This is a genomic window from Lysinibacillus sp. BF-4 (assembly GCF_000743635.1).
Lineage (GTDB): Bacteria > Bacillota > Bacilli > Bacillales_A > Planococcaceae > Metalysinibacillus > Metalysinibacillus saudimassiliensis.
Genome location: NZ_JPUW01000020.1, coordinates 1 through 25568, shown reverse-complemented (window position 1 = coordinate 25568; position 25568 = coordinate 1). Strand labels below are relative to the sequence as shown.

The following is a 25568-nucleotide window of genomic DNA, read 5'->3' as shown; positions in this document are numbered from 1 at the left end:
CTCCTTCCTTATAAAAAAGCTACCTTAAAACGCAATTATTATTCGTTTTAGGCAGCTTTTTAACTTAACGTTGGTTTAAAATATTTTTTTCGTGCTTTACAAATTGACTGCGTGATTTAGCTACACGTGCAATACGCTCCTCAGCTAAGTGATTGGCTGCAACGTATGACGGGATACCCTTTTCCTTAGAAATCGCAAAGATTTTTTCTAAGCTTGTGTAAATGGTTTCCACACGTTTCATTGCGCGCTCACGGTTATAGCCATATAGTTCATCTGCCACGTTAATCACGCCGCCTGCATTAATCACATAGTCCGGTGCATAAACGATGCCTAATTCGTGTAGTTTGTCGCCATGTGATGATTCTTTTAGCTGATTATTTGATGAGCCGGCTACAACTTTAGCCTTCAACACTTTCAATGTGTCATCATTAATAATACCACCTAATGCGCAAGGTGCAAAAATATCAACGTCTTGCTCATAAATGGCATCGGGTGCAACCGCAATAGCATCGTATTTATCAACAATACGTTTTATTGCCGCTTCATTAATATCTGTAACAATTAATTTTGCGCCCTCTTTTGCTAAATAATCGCATAAATGTGAAGCTACATTGCCTAGCCCCTGTACTGAAACCTTACGTCCTTTTAAATCATCAGAGCCAAATGCTTCCTTTGCCGCAGCCTTAATACCTAAATATACCCCGAATGCTGTAACAGGTGAAGGATTGCCTGATGAGCCAAATGCTGGCGAAATACCTGTAACATAGTTTGTTTCTTCATGGATCATATCCATATCAGCTACGGTTGTCCCCACATCCTCAGCTGTAATATAACGACCGTCGAGGCTTTGAATAAAGCGACCAAGCGCGCGGAACATTTCTTCATTTTTATCTTTAAATGGGTCACCGATAATTACCGTTTTACCCCCGCCCAGATTAAGTCCTGCTGCTGCGTTTTTATACGTCATCCCACGTGCTAAGCGCAGCGCATCCTCAATTGCTTCATCTTCCGTGGCATAAGACCACATACGTGCGCCCCCAAGTGCTGGACCTAGTGTTGTATCATGAATCGCAATAATTGCTTTTAAACCTGATGCCTCATCTTGACAAAAAATTAATTGTTCATAATCGTATGTTTCCATATACTTAAAAATTTTCACAAAAGTCATCCCCTTTAACTTAACCTGACACGTCCGCTTTTAAAGCGCTTTCTTGCTTGCGTGTTAACCTTAGATTACTGATAATCCTGCTTAAACGCAACTATTTTATCTATTTTCAACTAATAAAATTACTTTTCGAAAATGGCGAATTTTCTGTTAATAATACTTTATTCGCTGTTTAGTGTAGCCATTATTGTTTGCTTCATTATTGTAATGTATTATTTCGCATCCTAAATACGCTAATTGAGTTAGTGGTAATGCACCTCTTTGCAAGGTATACTAAGGCAAAGAGTAATTTAAAATAGAGGAGGAGAAGTGATGGCTCGTTTTGCAGCGTTTCTCATCATGCTCATACCTGGACTCATGGCAGCTGGCGGTATTAAATTAATGCGCGATACATTATTCGGTATCTTAATTAGCCCTATTCCGTTTTTATGGCTACAATTTGTGCTTGGTGTTTTAGGCTTTGTATTAGGCTTCGGCTTTTTTGCAGGATTTTTATTACACCGTGACCGCAAAAAAGGTAAGGTAGCACCACGCTTTTCAAAGAAATAAAAAAAGAGTTACCTCCGCAAACTAAGCGGCTTAGGTAACTCTTTTTTATATGTTATTGTGCAATACCGATACGCGTACCAATATAGCTAGCCTGTTGCATTACTTCATACAAACAATGCGCCACTTCACCCGTTGTAATTTGTACCGCATCGTTTGGTAAATATCTACTTCAACACGATAATTAGCTGATACAGGCCCTTCTGGTAAATAGGTTGGACAAACAATTGTCCAGCGCATATTACTATTTTGCAATTGTGTCAACATCTTATGATGATCCTCTGCAGCCGTGGTAGAACGACGCTTCGTATCACCCGCTTCATAGCGTAACTTAGTCGCATCTAAGCGACTTTGTAAAATAGCAGCTGTCCCTACCGTAATAATACGTGCTGTCGGAGCTAGCGCAATTACTACTTTTGTAAAACGCTCTAACACATGTGCATTGTCTGTACCGAGTGCACTTACAATAATATCAGCCCCTTGCACTACCTCAGCTAGTGCTTGTTCGTTTGTAGCATCTCCTACTACCACATTTACACCTTCAACTGTTACGGGCTTACGACTTAACATCGTAATCGTATGACCCTCTGCCTGCGCAAGTTGCAAAAAATGTTGCCCTGTGCGACCAGTACCTCCTAATAATGCAATATTCATCGTTTCACCTTCTTTATCGCTGCTAGTACCTGTTCAGGGTAGTCGGTAATATATCCTGCAATCGCTTCATGTGGCTTAGCTAAAAAATCCTCTGTACCTTCGATGCCGTATAAACGCATCGTTAACCCGGCTTTTTCTACTTGTTGCACTTTTTCTGGTTTATAATAACGCTTATGGGCATGTACAAACTGAATATCTTTATCCTTTAGCGCCTCCCAGTCGGTTGCTTTCGTCGCAAGTAAAGCTACCGCAATATCAGGGCGCTCTTTACGTACCGTTTCAAGCAATACTTCGTCAAATGACGAAATATGGCTACCCTTTGGTAAATCGAGCGTGTGTAAAAAATCTAAAATGGCTTGCTCATTTCCTACCATTGTAGCTTTTAGCTCTACATTTAAAGGAATCGCATACTGCTCCGCCCACTGCGCAACCTCTTTAAACAGCGTAATACGATCACCTAAAATACGACGCGTAAAGCGATTGCCTTGTTTGAGCTTCATTAGCTCCTTAATTGTCACCTCTGTAATGACTTTGCGTACACCTGTCATACGTTGCAATGACTCATCATGAAATACGACTGGCACATTATCACTTGAAAAATGCACATCTAACTCTACACCCGTAGCACCAAGTAAACGCGCCTCCTCAAATGCCGCCATCGTATTTTCTGTCGCGGTTGATGATGCGCCGCGATGCGCATACACATCTAGTTTGTTATACATTTAATTCACCAAATTCCAATTTGAATCGCCCCTTCCGTTCTTTCGTAAAGAGTGATGATTTTTTACCAATTTGAATATATGTGCCAGGGTGAGCCTGTTTGGTGACAAGGATTTCCTCCTTACCACTTTGACGTACCTTCTCCATCATTTCTTTAATTTCGAAGTCCTCTCGCATTAGCGCATCTAGTAATGCTACGTGTTGCTCCTGTAATTGCTGACGCAGTACTTGCTGTTTACTATCTAACTGTGCAACTTGCTCTAGTTTAGCCAACATACGCTCTAGCTCTGTAATGCGTTGCTGGTTATCTTTAAACGCTTGTGCACGCTGTTGAATTTCGCTGTACACTTCCTGCTTATTAACACTATCAATAATTAAGTTGGTACGACGTTCAAGGTGATTGCCTGAAATCGCAGTGGTAATACTACTTTTAGCAATAGCCTCACCACCCATTAACTTTCCTTTACGCTCATCTACCATAATCGTATGCGCACGTAAATTAGAGCCTACCGCATATACCCCAATATTGATTTCTTCGCCTGCTTCAAGATGCGCTTCATTAACATGCTTTACAAAAATACTGCCGCCTGCTTCAATTTTTGTTTTGCCTAGGCCAAAAATGCCCCCACGAATGTAAATATCACCCTCAAGTGATTTAATGAGCTCAGCACCACTTACACCGTTTGCGCCCTCAATCGAAATATCACCCTTGGCAATCACACGAAAGCCAGCAGTCACTGTCCCACGTATCGTAATCGTACCATCAAATTGTAGGTTACCTGTCTCTACACCAACATCGCCTGCGATGGGTAAATGATGGCTAACCTTAATCATCCCTTTATCATCAGTTAAAATACCCGAAATCTTAGAGCGTATAACAATTTTACCTTGTTCTTCTTCCTCGTACGATGATTTTTTATCATAACGAATCGGAAAATCGCGCCCTTTTTTTGCAGGAATCGTTTGCCCTAGCACATTTGTGCCTGCTGTACCATCTGTGGCTAGGATTTTTTCGCCTAGCCATGAACCTTCACGGATTTCCGTTATAAAGTTCATTTCATAGTAATCTGCTTTACCATCTGCCTTAATCACAGGCTTGCGCTCTGGCTTTGGTAAATACGTAATTTTAGCGTCCTCACCATCAATTGGCTCAGCTCCCCGCGCAATTAACACCGCTTTGCCTGGCACAATCATTGCCGCTGGTACAGGCTTAACACCAAACACTACATTACTTTGCTGCAATGCTTGTGTAATTTGTGCCTGTAATGCCTCCTCCTCACGCATAATCACATTTAGCGTTTCGTAAATGGTAACGGTTGCTGACATCTTGTCCTTGGCAATATCAACTTCAATTGTAGGTAGCCATAGCCCTATTTCAATCCATTGCTCATTTGCCTGCTCAAGTGCATTTTTTAATGACGAAAAGTTCGTTAACTTAATACGTGGATGTGAGCGTAAAATCATATCAAATTGTTTTAATGAAAAGCCACTTTGTAAAACTTGAATAAGTACTTTGTCCCCTTTACTTTCTAGGGCAAAATAATCGTTATGTATAATGGTCATTGCTGTCCCTCCTATCTCTCTGTAGTAAGTATAATCAATATTGCGACGTTTGTTTAGCACGACGCTATTTTTAAGGTCCTTACTCCTATTTTTAAATAGTTAACAAGGTTTTTATACCTAAAAAAGAGCCTAAAAATCCTTTTTATCGGATTTTTAAGCTCTTCACTTTACTGCCAAGCATATTTATCAACAATAGTACCAATAAAAGACGAGTTACTCGGCTTCTTACAGGCTACTGAAAACAGCTCACATATATCTGTTGGTAGTGGGTCTTGCTCCCACACTTTTTTAATAACAGAGCGTATCGCACGTTCTACACTCTGTTCAGTTACTTCATAACGCATAGCAATAGGCAAGTATACTTCACCCATGATTGAATTTAACGTATGACGGTCCTGGTACACACATTGAATCGCCTCGTTTAAATAGGTATAGCCCTTCAAATGAGATGGAATCCCTAAACGAATTAATATAGCGGTCACTTGTTGCTCTATGCTCAAATCAGGTCGTTTGCCTTCTTTAACACAGGCTAGTATTTTGCTCTCTACTTGGTCGAAAGCAAAAGGCTTAGAAATAAAATAAGCTGCCCCGTGATGAGCTGCTTGCTGCATAATCTCGTCACGTGCAAATGCTGTGCACATAATAATCTGCAAATTCGTACGTTGCTCTTGTTCATATTTTGATACCTGCTCTAGAACGGCTAGTCCATCTAAGTGTGGCATTACATTGTCAAGCAAAACAATATCTGGCTTATGCTCTTCAATCATTTTAATACACGTATGTCCATTTGAAGCTGTTGCAACAATCTCAATGTGCGGGTGTGATTGAAAATATGCCACCATGCCATCTATGATGTCCTTGTTGTCATCGGCGATTGCCACTCTAACCTTTGTCATGTCACAGCCCCCTCTCTGCCTCTATCTGTCTATTTACAAAAAACTAACGTTTACTTAATGATTCACTTATTTCTATAGCCGTATAGCTATCAGTTTAAACCTTTCTCTATTGTTTATACGTTATTCCATACATTGTAGTAAAAAAACGTATAGCTAACCACAAATACAGCACGAAATAGGGAATTTTATTCAATATAGAAGATGTTTGCGATGTTTAGGGCATAAATAGGTGTTGGAAACTAACAAAAATAAGCCTAAGATGTAGGTCAATCCTAACATCTCAGGCTTATAGCTAGCTTTTTTTATGCTCATTTGCCATTTCACGTAGCTCTGCTGCATGACGTAATGTCGCCTCTGTAATTTCTGCGCCACTCATCATACGTGATAGCTCCTCAATGCGTGCCTGCTCATCAATCTCTGTTAGGGAAGTATGCGTACGATTATCCTCTACTTCTTTTTTAATAAAGTAATGATGATCTGCCATCGCCGCTACTTGTGGTAAGTGCGAAATACACAGCACCTGCGAATTAACCGAAACCTCCGCAATCTTTTCCGCAATAGCTTGTGCCACGCGTCCGCTAACTCCAGTATCTACCTCATCAAAAATAATAGAAGTTACACCATTATTAGAAGAAAAAATAGTTTTTAGTGCTAGCATCATACGTGACAGCTCACCACCTGAAGCAATTTTAGGTAGTGATTTTGGCGGCTCTCCAACGTTAGTTGAAATATAAAATGCAACATCATCCAAGCCATTATCATCAAACTGTACATTTTCTTTAAAATGCACGACAAATTTTGCCTTCTCCATATGCAAACCACGTAACTCATGCATAATAGCCTCACTTAAGCCCTGTGCTGCTTCTTTACGAAGTTCCGTCAGTGCTAGTGCTTGCGTACGTAGCTCTTTTTTAAAGGCTATCACTTGTTGTTCTTTTTTGTGTAAGGTTTCGTCATGATGTAAAAGTTCTTCTAACTCACTAGCAATACGTGTTTCATACGCTAATATATCCTCAATCGTTGCACCGTACTTACGTTTCATCGTTTGGATAACCGTTAGGCGCTCCTCTACCTCGTTTAAACGTTCTGGGTCAAACTCTAAGCCATCTACTGCACTTTGCGTTTGATAGGCGGCGTCTTCTAGCGTATAAAAGGCTGATGCTACTGCTTCTGATGCTTCTTTAAATTGCTCGTCAATTTGCGCTGCTTCTTCTAAAGATTGCATAGCTTGACGAATCCAGTCCAACCCTTTTTGGTCGCCAGAAATAGCCTCATAAGCAATATGCGAGGCCTCATAAATTTTATTAAAGTTCATTAAACGTTTGCGCTCATCTAACAGGCTTTCTTCCTCACCTACTTGAAGGTCTGCCATCTCTAGCTCATTTAACTGAAACTGAAATAAATCAATGCGCTGTGCAATACGTTGTTCATCAATCGACACAGCCTCTAGCTCACGGCGCAACTGCTTAAACTCCGCATAGCGCTCGCGGTACTTAGCCACACTGTCACCTAATGCATCTTGCCCAAATTGGTCAAGTAAATGAATATGACGCTTTTCATCCATAAGCTCTTGGTTTTCGTGCTGACCATGGATATCAATCAAATGCGAGCCAATATCACGCAATACAGAAAGCGGTACTAGCTTACCGTTAACACGGCATACACTTTTACCACTATCATTAAGATCACGACGTAAAACAATCGTTCCTTCCTCGCACTCAATACCAGCTTCTTCTAAACGAGCAAAAACAGGGTGCGTGCTCACATTAATTTGAAATAACCCACCTAGCTCTGCCTTACGCGTGCCATGTCGAATAAATTCCTGTGATCCACGCCCACCTGCTAATAAATGTACAGCATCAATAATAATTGATTTCCCTGCACCTGTTTCACCTGTTAAAACGGTTAATCCATCTGAAAAGCTAACCGTTAAGTCTTCAATAATCGCGAAGTTGCGAATACTTAATTCCCTTAACAACAGCTACCACCTCGATTACAACATTTCTAATAAGCGCTTTTTAATTTCCTCTCGCTCTTCTTCATTGTGACAAATAATTAGAATTGTGTCATCCCCTGAGATTGTTCCCATGATTTCTTCCCAGTCTAAATGATCTAGTAAAGATGCGATAGCATTCGCATTACCTGGTAATGTTTTCATAACTAAAAAATGTGTAGCACCGTCAATACTAACGAAAGCATCCGCTAATGCACGGTGTAGTTTTTGGATAGGATTAAAACGTTGATCTGCTGGTAAGCTATATTTATAGCGACCATCTTGCAATGGCACTTTAACTAAATGAAGCTCCTTAATATCACGTGATACGGTCGCTTGCGTTATGTTATAGCCTGCTGCTTTTAATTGTTCTACTAAGTCATCTTGTGTTTCGATATCGTGATTAGCAATAATATCGCGAATACGAATATGGCGTTGCCCTTTATTCATAACTTTCACCTCTTATAAATAGTTAAATAATTGTATAATTACACTACCATTTTTCTTTATAAAACACAAGAAAAAACGCGCTCACGCTTGTGAGCACGTACTATTTCAATTGATTATGTGCCTCTTGAACCAGTGTATCAAATGCTGTATAAGACACATCAGCTGTGCTTTCAGTAGGATTCACTAAATGGAATAAAAATTCAATATTTCCTTCGCCACCCGTAATTGGTGAGTAGGAAGCATCCTTGACGATAAAGCCCACTTTGGTTGCCATAGCGGCGGTATTCTCAAGTACCATTTGATGCACTTTAGGGTCGCGCACAATACCTTTTTTACCAACAAACTCTTTACCCGCTTCAAACTGCGGCTTAACGAGTGCCATTACGTCGCCACCTGGTAGTAATAGTTGTTTTAATACAGGTAAAATAAGCGATAGTGAAATAAAGGATACATCAATCGTCGCAAACTCTGGTAAACCCTCCGTTAAATCAGCCGCTGTTGTATAACGGAAATTGGTTTTTTCCATTACTGTAACACGCTCATCTGAACGAATTTTCCATGCGAGTTGGTTAGAGCCAACGTCAAGTGCATAGCAATGACGCGCGCCGTTTTGCAGGGCACAATCGGTAAAGCCCCCTGTTGACGAACCAATATCTAGCATTAATTTATTGTCCACTGACATATCAAAAATCTCAAGTGCCTTCTCTAACTTTAATCCACCACGCTCACATATTTTAACGTTGAGCCCTTTACTTGAAGTGGTGCATCTACTGCAATTTTTTCGCCAGCCTTATCAATACGAATCTCGTTAGAAAACACAAGTCCCGCCATAATATTACGCTTGGCTTTTTCTCTTGTCTCACAAAGACCGCGTTCGACGAGTAATACGTCGACGCGTTCTTTAGGTTGTTTTGTAGCCATATCTTTTACCTACTTTTGTTGCACGAGTTGTGTAATACGCGCAATAGTTTCTTCTGTTGTAACGTTAATTTCAGCTAATAACTCATTAACACTACCATGCTCAATAAATTCATCAGGAATCCCGATACGTTCAATAGCTGTTGTATAGTGATTGTCATGTGCAAATTCTAACACACCGCTACCAAAGCCTCCCGCAAGTACGGCTTCCTCTATTGTAAGGACAGGTTTACCACTTTGCATAATGCGATGTAGCATAGCTTCGTCCATCGGTTTAATAAAGCGTGCGTTCACTACTTCTACCTCAATACCTTGGGCAGCTAATGCTTCGGCTGCTTCCATAGCCATTGGAATAGTTGTACCAAATGTTAGAATGCTAGCATCCTTACCTTCACGCAACACTTCCCAACTACCAATAGGTAACGCTTGAAGTGTTTTGTCCATTGGTACGCCTAAACCATTACCACGTGGGTAACGCAAGGCAATTGGACCGTCATTGTAGTCAATCGCTGTTTTTACCATGTGCTGTCCTTCATTTTCGTCCTTAGGCATCATAATGACCATATTTGGTAAATGACGTAAGAAGGCAATATCAAACACACCTTGGTGTGTTTCGCCATCTGCGCCTACTAAACCTGCGCGGTCAATCCCAATAAAGACGTTTAAGTTAGGACGTGCAATATCATGTAATACTTGATCATACGCACGTTGTAAGAAGGTTGAGTAAATTGCTAAAAACGGCTTCATATGTTGCGTTGCCATACCTGCTGCCATTGTTGCGGCATGTTGTTCGGCAATACCAACATCAAAGAAGCGATTTGGATACGCTTTCGCAAAACCTTCTAGCTTAGAGCCAACAGGCATTGCAGGCGTAATTGTCGCAATACGTTTGTCCGTTTCGGCAAGCTTTGTTACAGTATCTGCCACTAGGCTACTCCATGCAGGGCCTTTAACAGCGGATTTAACAAAAGCACCTGTCTCCATTTTATAAGGACCTGTACCATGCCATGTACCGACTGTATCTTCCTCAGCTGGCTTATAGCCTTTACCTTTTTTTGTGATAACGTGTACTAACACAGGGCCTTTTGCTTCTTTTGCATACTTAAGATTTGTTTCAAGCGCCTCAAAATCATGCCCATCAATTGGCCCTAAGTATTTAAAGCCCATTTCTTCAAAAAATACGCCTGACACAACTAAATATTTCAAGCTATCCTTTACACGCTCTGCAGTTGAAGCAAGCTTGCCACCAACTACAGGAATTTTATTAATTAGTGTTTCCATTTCTTCTTTAGCTTTAGAGTATTCCTTCGCTGTGCGTAAACGCCCTAAAATACTATGAAGTGCGCCAACGTTTGGTGCAATGGACATCTCATTGTCATTTAAAATTACTGTCATATTTGTTTTTGCGTGCCCAATATGATTTAATGCCTCAAGCGCCATACCACCCGTTAGTGCGCCATCACCAATAATGGGAACTACATAGTTTGTTTCGTTTTTCATGTCACGTGCGGCTGCCATACCCATAGCAGCAGACAGAGACGTCGAGCTGTGACCTGTTTCCCACTCATCATGTTCACTCTCCACAAGCTTTGGAAAACCACAAAGCCCTTTGAACTGACGAAGTGTATCAAACTGACTCGCACGACCTGTTAAAATTTTATGCACGTAAGCTTGGTGGCCAACATCCCATAAAAATTTATCTTTCGGGCTATCAAACATTTTATGCAACATTAACGTTAGTTCTACTACACCTAAGTTAGGTCCAATATGTCCTCCCGTTTGTGCACATTTCTCAATTAAAAACGTACGAATATCCTGAGCTAATGCTTCTAGTTCCTTATTCGATAAATCTTTCAAAAAGGATGGACTAGTAATCGTAGTTAAATCCACCTTCCTCACACACCTTTTCATAAATGTATTCACCGTTGTTTTCAACATTATAACAGTGTAAGTGTCATGCACAAAACAAAACACATTAGTTTTTTTACGCATTGATATACTCACATATTTTAGCATAGTCTCACACTAAAGCACGTGTTTTATAACAATTATTTATTTCGGTGTACGATATAATGCGCGATTTCTTGTAACAATGTTGCCTCATTGTCAACTTTATTTAATGCCGCAAGCGCTAAGTCATAATGCTCTTGCAGTTTTTTATGCGCGCCCTCTATTGTTAGTAGTGCAGGATAAGTACTCTTTTCGCTTGCTTCATCCTTACCTGCTGTTTTACCTAACTCCTCTGACGTACCTTCAATATCTAAAATATCATCTTTAATTTGGAAAGCTAAACCAATATGATGTGCATATTCGTTTAAATAAGCGCGTTCTTCAGGTGTAGCATCAGCTAGCACTGCACCCGACTCAATACCAAAACGTAATAGCGCACCTGTTTTATTAATATGCACTTGCTCTAGCTCAGTTAATGTTAGTTGCTTTTGCTCGCCTTCAATATCAAGTACTTGGCCACCTACCATGCCCTCTGCACCTGATGCACGGCTAAATAGTTGTACAAGCTCAACCTTCTTCTCTGCTGTAATGCCAGTAACATTTGCTAAAATACCAAGGCTTAATGTATTTAAGGCATCACCTGCTAGTACCGCAATAGCCTCACCAAAGACAATATGGTTTGTTGGCTTACCACGACGTAAATCATCATCATCCATACTTGGTAAATCATCATGGATTAAAGAATACGTATGCGTCATCTCAAGCGCAGCGCCTACCTCATAACCTGCTTGCAATGGCTTATTAAAAAGGTCCAATACAGCTAGGACGAATAGCGGACGAATACGTTTCCCTCCAGCTTTTAATGAGTATAGCATTGACTCTTTTAAGTTCTCTGGCATCGTTAAACGTGTAACTTGGCTGTACATCTCTTGCTCTAATAATGGGATCTGCTCATCCATAAATGCTTTTAATGTCATCGTTGCTCCTCCTCAAATACGGCTACATTACCACTGTCATCAATAATTTTGGCTACCTTATCTTCTGCTACTTGTAGTTTTTCTTGACATACTTGCGCTAACTGCATCCCTTTACTATACAGTTCAACCGCTTCTTCTAGCGATGCCTCACCGCTTTCTAGCTTGCGTACCACTTCTTCAAGTGTAGTTAAAGCACCCGAAAATGTTACCGTCTCGCTCATTTGTCTTCCCCCTCTATTACTTCACTAACAGTCGCTTTAATATGACCATCTTTAAATTGTACACGAATTTCATCCTGCTCGGCTAGTTGAGCTACTGAAGTTATTGGTAATTCGTCTTTATATGTTAATTGAAAGCCCCGTCCTACCGTTTGCAACGGATTGAGCACAGCTAGTGTACGACAAGTATGTGTTAAGCGTTGTTGCTCTGTTAACAATACGCCTTGCATAGCTCGTGTCAAACGCTCTTGCAAACGTGCTGTATAGGCTTTTTCTGCTTGTAACTTTTGCTTAGGCTCATAAGGCTGTAGCCTAAATGTTAATTGTTGCAATGCCTTTTGTTGTTGCATTAGCTGAATTTGCATAGCCGTCGGTAAACGTTGCTCCAAATTACCAAGACGCTCAACAAATGGTCGTAGTGTACGCGTAATGTCTTGTAATACATACGCTTGGCTCAAACGATTAAATTGCTGGCGTTGCTGTTGCATATAACTACGTACAGTTGCCGTCATACGCGATTTTATTGCGAGTAGATTAGCAAGAATCTCCTTATAATCTGGTGTAGCAAGCTCTGCCGCTGCCGTTGGTGTTGGCGCGCGCAAGTCTGCTACAAAGTCAGCTATCGTCGTATCACTCTCATGTCCTACTGCACTAATAATCGGCAAACGACTTTCAAAAATAGCACGCGCTACTATTTCCTCATTAAAAGCCCATAAATCTTCAATTGAGCCGCCACCTCGACCAACAATTAACATATCTACACGCTGTTCTCGATTAGCTTGCTCGATTTTCTCTACAATTTTTGGCGCTGCCTGCTTGCCCTGTACAAGTGTAGGATAAATAAAAACTTGTGCCTGTGGATAGCGTCGCTTTAACGTTGTGCAAATATCATGCACTGCCGCTCCTGTAGGCGCTGTAATCACACCAATCGCTCTTGGGTATTTTGGCAAAGCTTGCTTAAACTCTTGCTTAAACAACCCTTCCTGCGTTAAGCGTTCCTGCAATTGTTGAAAGGCAACAAAGAGTGCACCCGCACCGACTGGCAACATTTCATTGGCATAAAGTTGATAGCTACCATAATTTTCATAAACGGTAACATCGCCACATAAAAAGACCTTCATACCGGATTCTGGGCGAAAAACTAATTGCGATGCTTGTTTTTTAAACATCACTGCCGAAATTTGCGTATGCCCATCCTTTAACACAAAGTAAATATGACCTGATGGGTGATGCTTTACATTAGAAAGCTCACCTTGCACATACACCTTACGTAAATGAGGGTCTGCGTCAAACTTGCGTTTAATATATTGGGTTAATGCATGTACCGTTAAATAAGATGGCATTGTCATCCTCCTCATAAAAAAAGCTGCCTGAAACAAGTTCAGACAGCTTCTTACTTATTACTTTAACGTATTTTCTGCCGATTTTACTGTATTTTCGAGTAGCATTGTAATCGTCATTGGACCTACACCACCTGGTACAGGTGTAATTTTACTTACTACAGGCTCTACGTCTGCAAAATCAACGTCGCCGCATAATTTATTGTTTTCGTCGCGGTTAATCCCTACGTCAATAACAACTGCGCCTTCTTTTACATGCTCTTTTGTAATAAAGTTCGGGCGACCGACAGCTGCGATAATAATATCTCCTTGCTTTGTCATGGCTTTTAAATCAGGTGTCTTAGAGTGTGTATAAGTTACAGTTGCATCTTTTTGCAATAATAATTGCCCCATTGGCTTACCAACAATATGGCTACGTCCAACAACAACTGCATGTTTACCCGCTACTTCTACACCACTATATTCAAGTAGTTTCATTACGCCATAAGGTGTGCATGGTAAGAAGGTATCTTGGCCAAGCATCATTTTACCAACACTAATTGGTGAGAAACCGTCCACATCTTTTGCAGGTGCAATTGCTGCGATAATCGTATCCTCATCAATATGTTTTGGTAATGGTAGCTGCACTAAAATGCCGTGAATATGCGCCGCTTCGTTAAGCTTTGTAATCTCCGCTACTAATGCTTCCTCTGTAGTTTCAGCAGGTAGCTTGATTAGTTCCGAATGTACGCCAATGGCTGCACATGATTTTTGCTTATTCGCGACATATGTTTTAGAAGCAGGGTTATCACCAACTAAAATAACAGCTAGACCTGGTGTTACGCCTTGCTCTTTCACACGCTCTACACGTTTTGCAACGTCCTCACGAATTTTTTGACCAATTTCTTTACCACTAATTATTTTCGACATCTGTACTAAATCCCCTTCCGCAACTTTTACGCTTGAACCATATTTGATAAAACACCATTTACGAACTTTGCTGCTTTCTCGTCCGAAAATGTTTTACATAACTCAATTGCTTCGTTTACGACTACGTTTTTCGGTGTTTCTTCCATATATAGGAGTTCAAACACAGCTAAACGTAGTACGGTCTTTTCTACCTTTGGCAAACGCTCAAAAGACCAGTTCTCTAGACTTGCTGTAATCTTTGCATCAATTTCTTCTTGGTGCTCTGTTGTTTCATATACTAAACGCTCGAAAAATTCGTTGCGTTTATCAGACTCAATAATATGTGTAACAGCTTCATCAACTGTCACTTCGGTATTTTCGAGTTGAAACAGTGCTTGTAGCGCTTTTTCGCGCGCTTCACGTCGTTTCATAATAGGCGTACTCCTTCTACTTATAGCATTAAAATTTATCATAGCATATTTTGACCAAATGCACACCGTAGCTCGCATATTTTCGTTAATTTTCCACGTATTATAGGAAAAAATTTTAGTTATCGCTACTACCGTGCTATAATCAAAAGACGATTTTGCCCTAAACAAATGTTTTGGGTATTTTTTTACGCTAAGGGGCTATGATGTATGTCAAAAAACAAAAAAATTACACTCACCATTCTATTAACCAATCTCTTTATCGCATTTTTAGGTATTGGTCTTGTGATTCCTGTACTACCAACGATTATGAACGAGTTTAACATTAGTGGTAAGGTAGTCGGGTATATGGTTGCGACTTTTGCCATTGTGCAGTTAATTGTTTCACCATTTTCTGGGCGTTGGGTTGATAAAATTGGTCGTAAACCTATGATTGTTACGGGCTTATTTATCTTTGGGGTATCCGAATTTTTATTTGGCCTAGGTAAATCCGTAGAGGTTTTATTTATTTCTCGCGCATTAGGCGGGCTAAGCGCAGCATTTATTATGCCAGCCGTTACCGCATTTATTGCAGATATTACAACAATGGCTACACGCCCAAAAGCACTTGGCTATATGTCAGCTGCCATTAATACAGGCTTTATTATCGGTCCTGGCTTCGGTGGATTTTTAGCTGAAATTGGTACACGCGTACCCTTCTATACTGCTGGTGTGCTTGGTGCAGTTGCAGCTGTGCTTTCGCTATTATTTTTAAAAGAGCCAGAGCGCTCAACTGAAGAAGTCGTTGCACGTAACGGTGATGAGAAGGAACGCAAAGGCTTACAGCGTATCTTCCACCCCTTATACTTTATTGCCTTCGTGGTAATTTTCGTTTCGACCTTTGGCCTATCTACTTTCGAATCTTTATTTAGTTTATTTGTAGACCATAAATTTGGCTTTACGCCAAAAGATATTGCAATCGTTATTACGGGTGGTGCTATTATTGGTGCCATTGCACAAGTTGTTTTACTTGATCCAATCGTCAAAAAGATTGGGGAAATTAACTTAATTCGTATTGCGCTACTCGTTTCTGCATTGCTTGCCTTTGCTATGACGTTAGTATCGTCGTACTTTATGATTTTAGCCGTAACCTTTACAATTTTTATTGGCTTTGATTTAATCCGCCCTGCTGTCACCTCTTATTTATCTAATGTGGCAGGTAATGAGCAAGGTTTTGTAGGCGGCATGAACTCTATGTTTACGAGCCTTGGTAATATTTTTGGGCCTGTACTAGGTGGTTTGCTATTTGATATTAATTTAGATTACCCTTACTACTTTGCAACAATCACCTTATTTATAGGACTTGGCATTGCAATGTTTTGGAAAAAACCACAACTTTAATCGCACAGAGGCTACTGCTATGTAGCCTCTTTTTTATGCGATTCTTTAACGTTTTAACGCGCTACTAGGCTAGCTATTTTACCACTTAAGCCCAATCGAACTAAAATCCTTGCTATACTAAAGCAATTGAAGAGAGAGAAAGGATTTTTACTATGCCACAACTTAAGAAAACCAACACCGCACTCAATTATGTTTTTATTATCGCCGGCGCTATGCTCGTTGGTATCGCCTATAATGTGTTTTTACTTCCTGCACAACTTGCCGCTGGTGGTGTGTCAGGGATTAGTACGATTTTATTTGAGCTATATGGTACAAAGCCTGCGCTCGTACAAGCTATTATTAACCTTCCACTCTTTGTCGTAGGCTTTATTGCACTTGGTAAAGATTTTAGTTATAAAACATTGCTTGGCACAATGATGGTGCCACTAACCATCTACTTAACAGAAGCCTTGGTCGCTAAAGGCTCACATGATCTTTTGTCGTCAATTTACGGGGGGATTGTACTAGGTGTGGGGCTTGGACTTGTTTACCGAGGCGGTGGTTCTACTGGGGGAACTGCAGCACTTGCTCAAATCCTAAAAAAATATGCTTCGATTTCTAGCGGTTTTTCGCAACTTATTGTCGATGGCTTTGTCGTTGTAGCTAGTGCCTTCGTCTTTAGCTTTGAGCTTGCTTTGTATGCACTCATTTCGATTTTTGTCACAAGTAAGGTGATTGACTTTGTCCAATTGCAATCTGGTGACAATAAACTTGTGTTAATTATTACCGACAATGAGGAACGCGTCACTTCATTAATTTATGAGCATGTAGAGCGCGGTGTAACACAGGTGCAATCTTTTGGCGCTTTTTCTAAAAAGGAGCGTGCACTTTTATTATGTGTCATGGAACAAGCCGAGGCGATTTATTTCAAACAAATTATTACTAACGAAGAACCTAACTCCTTTGTTATTTTCCTAAGCGCCTCTGAAATTTTAGGCCGTGGCTTTTCTAAAGCCAAAATATAAAAAAACGCTTCGGAGCTTATCCGAAGCGTTTTTATTAGGATTCAGTTGTTTCAAAGTCAATATCTGTGACATGCACATTAACTTCTGCTGTTTCAATCGCTGCCATATTGTGAATTGCTTGGCGAATTTGTGATTGCATTTCTTTTGCTACTTTAGGAATCGCGTAGCCATATTTTACTGAACAGTATACATCTATAATAATATCACCGTTTTCAGCAACGCCTGATTTAATACCTTTATTGTGCACCTTTTTACCAAAACGCTCAACCACACCTGATGCAAAGTTGCCGCGTGTTGCTGCAATGCCCTCAACTTCTGTCGCTGCAATACCCGCTACAACTTCAAGCACCTCTGCCGCCATTTCAATTTTACCTAATTCTTCTTTGCCCGACGGTGTCGGTTGTACGAAAGATTGCCCCGCTTTTTCAGCCATTACTATCATCCTTTCCTTATAACAAACACGTTACTTCTGTTAATCATTATACTATACTTCCTCATTATAAGACAAAAAAACCTGCCGCAAGCTGCGACAGGTAAATAGCTTATTTTTTAACGTTTAAAATATCGTTTTCTTCAAGGAACTTCGTGTTGAATTTCGCTGATTGGAAAACATCATTATTCATTAACGCTTCGTGGAATGGAATTGTTGTATGAACGCCGTCCACTTGGAATTCACTAAGTGCACGATTCATACGAGCAATTGCCTCATCACGTGTATCAGCATGAACGATTAGTTTCGCTACCATTGAATCATAGTATGGTGGGATTGAGTAACCTGGGTATACTGCAGAGTCTACACGCACACCATAACCACCAGGAGCTAAGTAATCTGTTACTTTACCCGCTGAAGGCATGAAGTTTTTATAAGCATTCTCAGCATTAATACGACACTCGATTGCCCAACCATTAAATTTAATATCTTCTTGCGTATATGGTAATTTCTCACCTGACGCAATTTTTAATTGTTGTTGAACAAGGTCAACACCTGTAATCATTTCTGTTACGGGATGCTCTACTTGGATACGTGTATTCATTTCCATGAAGTAGAATTTATCAGCTTGGTAATCATAAATAAATTCAATCGTACCTGCACCTTCGTAGTTACATGCTTTTGCTGCTGTAACTGCCGCTTCACCCATTTCACGACGACGCTCGTCAGATAATGCTGGTGATGGTGCCTCCTCAACTAATTTTTGCATACGGCGTTGTACCGTACAGTCACGCTCACCTAAGTGAATTGTGTTACCAAAGCTATCAGCTAGCACTTGGATTTCACAGTGACGGAAGTATTCGATAAATTTCTCTAAGTAAACGCCTGGGTTACCAAATGCTGCAGCCGCTTCTTTTTGTGTAATATCGATACCTTTACGTAAATCTTCTTCAGTACGCGCTACGCGGATACCTTTACCGCCACCACCAGCTGTTGCTTTGATGATAACCGGGAAGCCGATTTCATGTGCCCATTTAACGCCTGTTTCGATATCAGGAACAATACCTGTACCTGGCACTAAAGGAACGCCCGCTTCTTCCATTGTGTCACGTGCAACGTCTTTAATACCCATTACTTTAATCGAATCTGATGATGGTCCGATAAATTTAATGTTTGCGTCCTCACATGCTTCAGCGAAATCTGCGTTTTCAGCTACGAAACCGTAACCCGGGTGAATGCCATCAGCGCCTGTTTTTTCAGCAACGCTAAGTAATGCATTCATATTTAAATATGAATCTTTAGATAATTTAGGACCGATGCAGTAGGCTTCGTCCGCTAGGCGAACATGTAATGCTTCTGCGTCTGCTTCTGAGTATACTGCTACTGATTTAATGCCTAGCTCTTTACAAGCACGCACAATACGTACAGCAATCTCACCACGGTTGGCAATTAAAACCTTTTTCATTATATATGCACTCCTTACTCAGCTTTTACAAGGAATAATGGTTGACCGTATTCAACTAAGTCGCCATCTTTAACAAGAATTTCTACGATTTCGCCTTTAACTTCAGCTTCAATTTCATTGAATAGCTTCATTGCTTCAACGATACAAACGATTTTTTCGTCGTCTACTTTATCGCCTACTGCTACGTATGCTTCTGACTCTGGGTTTGGTGCTGCGTAGAATGTACCTACCATTGGCGATGTGATTTTATGTAATGATGGATCATCATTAACTGGCGTCGCCGCTGCTGGTGCTTCCTCTTTTGCTGGTGCTTGAGCTACTGGAGCTGCCGCTGGTGCTTGTTGTACAACAGGAGCTGCTACTTCTTTTTTCGCTGGTGCTACGTCAGTTACCACAACACCCGCTTTTTTCTTTAACTTAACTTTTGCATCCTTAACTTCATAAACGAACTCGTCGATTGAAGATGCGTCAACTAACTTGATAATTTCACGAATTTCTTGGATTTTGAACATTGCTAACTCTCCTTATTGAATAAAATCTACTTCTTACAATGTCTATTCTATAGTTTTTTCATACAATTTGAAATAGTTAAATGAAAAATAAGTATATCTAATCAAAAAAGACCACATCTGCTACGAATAAGTATCACACATTTTATTACTGCTATATAACACAACGATAAATGAGTTAACTACTTTAAATTTAGCATTAACTTAAAAACACCCCAGTGACGTGTCATTACTCACTTTTCCCATTCCCCTGTATCTTTGCTATATGGTTGAGACATTAACAATCATTTTACGCTGTATTAACAATTTTATCAATCTATTCAGACAACTTATTTGTAAAATACTTATTAATCTAGCTAAACTATGCTAACTTAAGGGCAAAAACTGTTATTGTTCAATAATAAAAGCACAAAAGGCTCTGCAAATTTATGCAGAGCCTTTACGTAATTATGCGCGTGAGCTGTATGAACCATCTGTTGTGTTGATGATTAATTTATCGCCCGCGTTTACGAAGAATGGTACTTGAACTGTTAAGCCCGTTTCCATTTTCGCTGGCTTAGAGCCACCTGAAGCTGTATCGCCTTTAATACCTGGTTCTGTTTCAGCTACTTCTAGCTCAACAGTCGTTGGTAATTCCACGCCTAATACTTCAGCTTGGTATGATTGGATATGAACTTCCATGTTTTCTTTTAAGAATTGTAGTTCATATTCGATTTGTTTTTCTGGTAATTCGATTTGCTCATAAGACTCTAAGTCCATAAATACATGGTCTGTGCCTTGTGCATATAGGTATTGCATTTTACGGTTGTCGATTTGTGCTTTCTCTACTTTTTCACCAGCGCGGAAAGTTTTTTCGTTTACTGAACCGTTACGTAGGTTACGTAATTTAGAACGTACGAAAGCAGCACCTTTACCTGGTTTTACGTGTTGGAAGTCCATTACACGGTAAAGTTGTCCATCAATTAGGACAGTTAAGCCTGTACGAAAATCGTTTACTGAAATCATTTGTATTCCTCCAAGTTATAAAATAATAAGTTCTTTCGTTGAGTGCGTAAGCTTTTCATTACCTGTTGCAGTAATTAAAATATCATCCTCAATACGAACGCCGCCAATACCTGGTAAATAAACACCCGGCTCAAGCGTAACTGTCATGTTTGGCTCTAATACGGTTTCGCCGCGCACCGAAAGACTCGGTGCCTCGTGTACTTCTAAACCGATGCCGTGACCTAAAGAGTGCCCAAATGCCTCGCCGTAACCTTTTGAAGCCAAATAGTCACGTGCTACAGCATCAGCCTCTTTACCCGTCATGTTAGGGCCAACCTTTTCAAGCGCTAATAATTGCGATGCTAGCACGGCATTATACATATCCACTAGCTTTTCAGATGGCTCACCTACCGCAATGGTACGTGTCATATCTGAAATATAACCATTATATAATGCTCCGTAGTCTAGTGTAACAAAATCGCCCTTTTCAATCACCTTATTTGTTGCAACACCATGTGGCAGGGCTGAGCGTAAGCCCGAAGCAACAATCGTATCGAAAGAAGAAGACGTAGCACCCTGCTTACGCATGAAAAACTCTAGCTCATTCGCTACTTCAAGCTCTGTTTTACCAGGCTTAATAAAGTCAAGGATATGTGTGAATGCATCATCCGCAATCGCACATGCAACCTTAATAATAGTAATCTCTTGCGGCGTCTTAATCAAGCGAATTTTTTCAATCAGACCCGAAGTTGGCACGAATTGTGACGGTACGATTTCTTTATACTGTTCATACGTCCCAAAGGTCATCGCTTCCTTTTCGAAACCTAATGTTTTAATACCCATTTGCTCAGCTTGCGTAGCGACCTCCTGAATGAGCGAGCCGTTATGCTGTACAATACGGAAACCCTCCACTTGCTCAGTTGCTTGAGACGTGTAGCGGAAGTCCGTAATAAATACTGCATCTTCTTTTGTTACTACTGCAACACCTGCTGTCCCCGTAAAACCTGTCATGTAGCGGCGATTAAACTCATTTGTAATAAGTAAGCCATCTAGTGATTGTTGTTGTAATGCTTGTCGAAGTTTGTCTAGTTTTAACATGATGATTCTCCCTTTTGTAAAAGTGTTTGCAACGCCAACTCATAGCCGTACGTGCCAAGCCCAACGATTTGGCCAAGACATGCAGGCGCAAGATAGGAATGGTGACGAAAAGCCTCGCGCTTATGTACATTAGAAATATGCACCTCAATTACAGGCACATCAATACCTGCAACGGCATCATGTAACGCTACGCTTGTATGCGTATAAGCTGCTGGGTTAATGACCACACCATCATAGCTTTTATCTGCCGCTTCATGTAGCCAGTCCACAAGCTCACCCTCATGGTTAGACTGTCTAAAGTCAAGCTCTGCTAAATAGCGCTCAGCTACACGCAGTAAGTTATTGTGTACATCCTCTAATGTTTCATAGCCATAAATTGCCGGCTCTCGCTTGCCTAAACGGTTTAAGTTTGGCCCATTCAAAATCATAATCTTCACACCGCATTCTCCTTTTCGTTGTACTCCCTCTAGTTTATCACAATTTTTAGACAAGCACTTATTAGTAGTGCTTTAGTCGAAAATTTAGTACACTTACCGTATTGTTTGTAAAATTTATTAAGAGAAGTGTGGTGTTTTTGTTTGAGTAATCAAACACCAGTATATGGTGGTCAAGCTTTGCTAGAAGGTGTGATGTTTGGTGGTAAAAAGCACACTGTCACCGCAATCCGACGCAATGACGACTCCGTAGACTATTATCATTATGAAAAACCAGTACGACCTGCGTTACAAAAGCTTAAAAAAATCCCATTTATTCGCGGCATTGTTGCTATCATCGAATCAACGGGCGTAGGCTCTCGCCATATGCAGTTTTCAGGTGATCGCTATGATGTTACACCAGGTGAGGAAGTTGTAGAGGAGGAGCAGAGCGGCTCTAAGCTCCAAATGATTTTAGGTGTTGCCATTGTTGGTATCCTTTCCTTCTTATTTGGTAAATTTGTCTTTACGCTTGTACCTGTCTTTTTAGCACAAGCTCTTGCTACATGGGTGCCAGGTAAAACGGGGCAAATTTTATTAGAGAGTGGCTTTAAACTCGTGCTGTTACTAAGCTATTTGTATTTTATTTCACTCACCCCGCTTATTAAACGCGTCTTTCAATACCATGGTGCGGAGCATAAGGTCATTAATTGCTACGAAGCTAACCTGCCCCTAACCGTAGAAAACGTGCAGGCACAATCTCGTCTTCACTACCGTTGTGGTAGTAGCTTTATTTTATTTACAGTTATCGTGGGGATGTTTGTGTACTTTTTTGTACCAACTGACCCGTTTTGGTTACGTATTGTCAATCGTATTTTATTAATTCCTGTGGTGCTTGGTATTTCATTTGAGGTACTGCAAGCAACAAACGCCGTGCGCAACATTCCTGTGCTACGTTTTCTTGGCTATCCTGGTTTATGGTTACAATTGCTAACTACTAAAGAGCCACAAGACGACCAAGCCGAAATTGCCATTGCCTCGTTTAATAAATTACTTGAAGTAGAGCAACACCCTGAAGTGATTCCAACACTACATCATGACTAAAAAAAGATGGTGCCGCATATGCGACGCCATCTTTTTTATTCTACTAATTGCTTAACTAACGTCATCTCAGGTGTTAACTTTGCTTGCTCACCTATAGCTACAAGCTCTTGCTTAATTAACCCTTTATCCTTAGCAAAGAAATAGTGATAAATATTTTTAGTATCACGGTCATATTGCTCCACTAATACTAAGTCTTCGTACTTTTTACCATTCACTACCGTTTTAGCCATTGTCGAAATAATCGTTACCGTAGCATTTGGTCCATCCTCAAGTTTAGACTGTGTACCAATGCGGATAGGTTTTTGAATGATAAGTGGTTTTTGATCAGCCGTTGGAGGGCTCATCACATAACGTTCGTCTGTTTCTTCCTCTTTATACGAATTATACATATAACCATCCGTTAAGTTAGATACTGACCAAGTACCCTCACCTGCTGGCTCATATAGTAAATTACGTGTCGTACCTGCTGGGATTAACACATCATAATTATGCTGTGATTTTTGTGCTAACGAAAACGTATACGGCTGTAACGTCATCGCACGCGCTAAAAATGCGGTAAAGTGCATACGCGTTAACTCTTTATTTGGCATAAATGAGCGATAGCCTGGGTTAGCCTTATCAGGCGTACCAATCGTGATACCTGTTGAGGCAATCGCTAAAATTGCGTCGTAGCTCGGTGTATCTGCCGAAATATCCGTAAAGCTATCTTCATAGCCCTCAGGTGCCTGTAGTCTATAAGCACGTGCTAGCACTTCTGCCATATCTGCACGTGTAATTGTTGATTTTGGATTAAATGTTGGTGCTTTATCAAACAACCCTGCATTTTGTGCTGCCGCAATCTCCTTATAATAGAGGAAATCTGTTGGGATGTCCTCGTAATTTGGATTTGTGACATTATCCGTTGGTAAATGTAATGCTTGCACGAGCATTTTCGCAATGTGTTGCTTTTGAATTAGCGCTGTTGGACGGAATGTGCCGTCGCTATAACCACTAATTACTTCTTTATTAATTAAGTAATTCACTTCATAAAATGAATCACTATTGTTCGGGATATCTTTAAACATTTGGGCATGGCCCGTAATTGCGAAAGTACTCATTAAAAATAAAGCAGCAAGAGTAGCTACTATTTTCTTCATGAGTGATTCTCTCCTTTTACTAAAATATTTTCCAACTCACTTAGCGTAACATACAAAATTATGTGCACTAACGCATCTTCCTTACAATTACATTACAATGCCGTAACAAAACATATAATTTATTACGAAAAAAAGAAGTGTCTGAAAAATCCAGACACTTCTTTACTTCTTACTTAGCTAAAGATACTAATTCCATTTTAAATGGATTAACCAAACTTTCGATTTTAACAACGCCAATACCCGACTTGATGTAGTAGCGCTCTTTATAACCACCAAAGTCAAAGCCTTGTACCTCAATTACTACAACATTTTTATACGTAGTGTTATTCACTTGGATCGTAGCATCTGTCGCAATAACAGATGTACGCTCGTTATGAACAGGACCTTCAATTTGATTTACGCCAATCGCCAATGGCAAATGCGCATATAATTCATAATGGGGTTCCTCACTTATTGCTGAGTAGCCTATCTCAGATCCGCCATAATACGTTAAAATATTAGGGAAGTCACCCTCGATATTTTCCCACACCTCATTTTTACCATCATTGCCGAGATAATCGTAGGAGCGCAGATATGTATCACCATCCGCAGTAGTAATATGGTATGTATAAACGGCATCCGTATCCATATCAACATCAGCTATTGTAAGTGTTGAGGCACGCGCTAAAAAAGCGGTAAAATGTGCACGTGAAACTGCTTTATTTGGATCAAAATAGGCATTACCATCACGATACGAACCTTTTGTAATATTTAACGCGCTAAGTGTACTCACATCTTTATAATAGGCATTATTTTTTTGGACATCCACAAAATCAGTAGGTTCAAAACCTGCTAGATTTGGCATATTTAACTCATAGGCACGTACTAGCACACGTGCCATAAAGCCACGTGAAATCGTAGAGTTAGGCTGAAAATACTCAGCCTTACCAAAAATACCTGCATTTTGTGCAGCCGCAATTTCCTTATAATAAATATGCGTCTTTGGGATATCCTTATAACCAGGGTCAGCGACGTTGCTCGTATCTAGCTGTAATGAATTCGCTAAAATTTTGGCGATATGCTGTTTTTGAATCATATCATTAGGGCGGAATGAACCATCTTTATAGCCATTAATTACCCCCTGCTCCACCAAATAATCAATTTCATACTTTAAAGTATTGCTGCTTGGCACATCATTAAAGTTAGCAGCTTGAGCGGTTGGGCCAAGTAAAAGTGCCCCTGCTGTTAAAGCGCTAAATAGTAGTTTCTTCATAATCATCCTCCTTTTTTCATCAGATTTGCGACAATGCCTCCCCGACTTCAACGCAAAGCGTAAGTCGGGGAGGCATTGTCGCCAACC

General features: G+C 40.3%; 25 protein-coding genes and 1 pseudogene. 4 read left to right on the top strand and 22 right to left on the bottom strand.

All coding sequences use genetic code 11. The features are described from left to right. Positions 1 to 64: 64 nt before the first annotated feature. Complete coding sequence (locus tag CH76_RS08000) at positions 65 to 1159, bottom strand: Glu/Leu/Phe/Val dehydrogenase (protein WP_036144970.1); 1095 nt, start codon at positions 1157 to 1159, stop codon at positions 65 to 67. Between the two features lie 318 nt (positions 1160 to 1477). Here CH76_RS08000 and CH76_RS07995 point away from each other — a divergent pair, with 318 nt between their 5' ends. Then, complete coding sequence (locus tag CH76_RS07995; RefSeq protein ID WP_036144968.1) at positions 1478 to 1714, top strand: DUF2627 domain-containing protein; 237 nt, start codon at positions 1478 to 1480, stop codon at positions 1712 to 1714. A 99-nt stretch (positions 1715 to 1813) separates the two neighbouring features. On the opposite strand, the gene CH76_RS07990 is transcribed toward CH76_RS07995, so the two are convergent. The 13 genes and pseudogenes from CH76_RS07990 to nusB form a co-directional block, all read right to left on the bottom strand. Then, positions 1814 to 2365, bottom strand: coding sequence for an NAD(P)-dependent oxidoreductase (locus tag CH76_RS07990; RefSeq protein ID WP_051910286.1), 552 nt, complete (start codon positions 2363 to 2365; stop codon positions 1814 to 1816). Then, on the bottom strand, positions 2362 to 3087 hold the full coding sequence (locus tag CH76_RS07985) for a glycerophosphodiester phosphodiesterase family protein (RefSeq protein WP_036144966.1): 726 nt from the start codon (positions 3085 to 3087) through the stop codon (positions 2362 to 2364). Before CH76_RS07985 ends, CH76_RS07990 begins: the two co-directional genes overlap by 4 nt. Continuing rightward, the gene (locus CH76_RS07980; protein ID WP_036144965.1) at positions 3080 to 4648 is read right to left on the bottom strand and encodes a DUF342 domain-containing protein; all 1569 of its coding nucleotides are present in this window, start codon (positions 4646 to 4648) and stop codon (positions 3080 to 3082) included. The genes CH76_RS07985 and CH76_RS07980 overlap by 8 nt, the downstream gene beginning before the upstream one ends. Positions 4649 to 4815: 167 nt before the next feature. After that, positions 4816 to 5544: a sporulation transcription factor Spo0A gene (gene spo0A, locus CH76_RS07975; RefSeq protein WP_036144964.1), complete on the bottom strand. Its 729-nt coding sequence runs from the start codon at positions 5542 to 5544 to the stop codon at positions 4816 to 4818. A gap of 292 nt (positions 5545 to 5836) precedes the next feature. Then, a complete protein-coding gene (gene recN, locus CH76_RS07970) occupies positions 5837 to 7522 on the bottom strand; it encodes a DNA repair protein RecN (RefSeq protein ID WP_036144963.1) in 1686 nt (561 codons plus the stop codon). Between the two features lie 15 nt (positions 7523 to 7537). Next, positions 7538 to 7987, bottom strand: coding sequence for a transcriptional regulator AhrC/ArgR (gene ahrC / locus CH76_RS07965; RefSeq protein ID WP_036144962.1), 450 nt, complete (start codon positions 7985 to 7987; stop codon positions 7538 to 7540). A gap of 100 nt (positions 7988 to 8087) precedes the next feature. Further along, positions 8088 to 8908, bottom strand: a pseudogene (locus tag CH76_RS07960) (TlyA family RNA methyltransferase). Between the two features lie 9 nt (positions 8909 to 8917). Beyond that, on the bottom strand, positions 8918 to 10795 hold the full coding sequence (gene dxs / locus CH76_RS07955) for a 1-deoxy-D-xylulose-5-phosphate synthase (RefSeq protein WP_036144961.1): 1878 nt from the start codon (positions 10793 to 10795) through the stop codon (positions 8918 to 8920). 158 nt (positions 10796 to 10953) lie between these two features. Continuing rightward, positions 10954 to 11832: a polyprenyl synthetase family protein gene (locus CH76_RS07950; protein WP_036144960.1), complete on the bottom strand. Its 879-nt coding sequence runs from the start codon at positions 11830 to 11832 to the stop codon at positions 10954 to 10956. Beyond that, the gene (xseB, locus tag CH76_RS07945) at positions 11829 to 12053 is read right to left on the bottom strand and encodes an exodeoxyribonuclease VII small subunit (protein ID WP_036144959.1); all 225 of its coding nucleotides are present in this window, start codon (positions 12051 to 12053) and stop codon (positions 11829 to 11831) included. Before xseB ends, CH76_RS07950 begins: the two co-directional genes overlap by 4 nt. After that, the gene (xseA, locus tag CH76_RS07940) at positions 12050 to 13399 is read right to left on the bottom strand and encodes an exodeoxyribonuclease VII large subunit (RefSeq protein WP_036144957.1); all 1350 of its coding nucleotides are present in this window, start codon (positions 13397 to 13399) and stop codon (positions 12050 to 12052) included. The genes xseB and xseA overlap by 4 nt, the downstream gene beginning before the upstream one ends. Before the next feature lie 51 nt (positions 13400 to 13450). Next, positions 13451 to 14299, bottom strand: a complete 849-nt coding sequence (gene folD / locus CH76_RS07935; RefSeq protein WP_036144956.1) for a bifunctional methylenetetrahydrofolate dehydrogenase/methenyltetrahydrofolate cyclohydrolase FolD — start codon at positions 14297 to 14299, stop codon at positions 13451 to 13453. A 26-nt stretch (positions 14300 to 14325) separates the two neighbouring features. Beyond that, positions 14326 to 14709 carry a transcription antitermination factor NusB gene (gene nusB, locus CH76_RS07930; RefSeq protein ID WP_036144955.1) on the bottom strand — a complete coding sequence of 128 codons (384 nt, stop codon included), beginning with the start codon at positions 14707 to 14709 and terminating at the stop codon, positions 14326 to 14328. A 207-nt stretch (positions 14710 to 14916) separates the two neighbouring features. Between nusB and CH76_RS07925 the strand changes: the two genes are divergently transcribed. Both CH76_RS07925 and CH76_RS07920 read left to right on the top strand, forming a co-directional pair. Further along, entirely contained in the window at positions 14917 to 16086 is a 1170-nt protein-coding gene (locus CH76_RS07925; protein ID WP_036144954.1) for an MFS transporter, read from the top strand. Between the two features lie 152 nt (positions 16087 to 16238). Further along, positions 16239 to 17090: a YitT family protein gene (locus CH76_RS07920; RefSeq protein ID WP_036144953.1), complete on the top strand. Its 852-nt coding sequence runs from the start codon at positions 16239 to 16241 to the stop codon at positions 17088 to 17090. 34 nt (positions 17091 to 17124) lie between these two features. Here CH76_RS07920 and CH76_RS07915 read toward each other — a convergent pair whose 3' ends face one another. The 6 genes from CH76_RS07915 to aroQ form a co-directional block, all read right to left on the bottom strand. Beyond that, positions 17125 to 17523 (bottom strand): Asp23/Gls24 family envelope stress response protein, encoded by a 399-nt coding sequence (locus CH76_RS07915; protein WP_036144951.1) that lies wholly within the window; start codon positions 17521 to 17523, stop codon positions 17125 to 17127. Between the two features lie 109 nt (positions 17524 to 17632). Then, on the bottom strand, positions 17633 to 18985 hold the full coding sequence (gene accC / locus CH76_RS07910; RefSeq protein WP_036144949.1) for an acetyl-CoA carboxylase biotin carboxylase subunit: 1353 nt from the start codon (positions 18983 to 18985) through the stop codon (positions 17633 to 17635). Positions 18986 to 18999: 14 nt separating this feature from the next. Next, positions 19000 to 19497, bottom strand: coding sequence for an acetyl-CoA carboxylase biotin carboxyl carrier protein (accB, locus tag CH76_RS07905; RefSeq protein WP_036144948.1), 498 nt, complete (start codon positions 19495 to 19497; stop codon positions 19000 to 19002). Positions 19498 to 19941: 444 nt separating this feature from the next. Then, positions 19942 to 20499: an elongation factor P gene (efp, locus tag CH76_RS07900; protein WP_036144947.1), complete on the bottom strand. Its 558-nt coding sequence runs from the start codon at positions 20497 to 20499 to the stop codon at positions 19942 to 19944. A gap of 15 nt (positions 20500 to 20514) precedes the next feature. Next, complete coding sequence (locus CH76_RS07895; protein WP_036144945.1) at positions 20515 to 21576, bottom strand: Xaa-Pro peptidase family protein; 1062 nt, start codon at positions 21574 to 21576, stop codon at positions 20515 to 20517. Then, positions 21570 to 22013 (bottom strand): type II 3-dehydroquinate dehydratase, encoded by a 444-nt coding sequence (aroQ, locus tag CH76_RS07890; RefSeq protein ID WP_036144944.1) that lies wholly within the window; start codon positions 22011 to 22013, stop codon positions 21570 to 21572. The genes CH76_RS07895 and aroQ overlap by 7 nt, the downstream gene beginning before the upstream one ends. A 192-nt stretch (positions 22014 to 22205) precedes the next feature. Between aroQ and CH76_RS07885 the strand changes: the two genes are divergently transcribed. Beyond that, complete coding sequence (locus CH76_RS07885) at positions 22206 to 23093, top strand: DUF1385 domain-containing protein (RefSeq protein WP_369792377.1); 888 nt, start codon at positions 22206 to 22208, stop codon at positions 23091 to 23093. Between the two features lie 35 nt (positions 23094 to 23128). On the opposite strand, the gene CH76_RS13490 is transcribed toward CH76_RS07885, so the two are convergent. Continuing rightward, positions 23129 to 24229, bottom strand: coding sequence for an S-layer homology domain-containing protein (locus CH76_RS13490; protein ID WP_051910285.1), 1101 nt, complete (start codon positions 24227 to 24229; stop codon positions 23129 to 23131). A 169-nt stretch (positions 24230 to 24398) separates the two neighbouring features. Beyond that, positions 24399 to 25481: an S-layer homology domain-containing protein gene (locus tag CH76_RS13485; protein WP_051910284.1), complete on the bottom strand. Its 1083-nt coding sequence runs from the start codon at positions 25479 to 25481 to the stop codon at positions 24399 to 24401. Positions 25482 to 25568 lie beyond the last annotated feature (87 nt).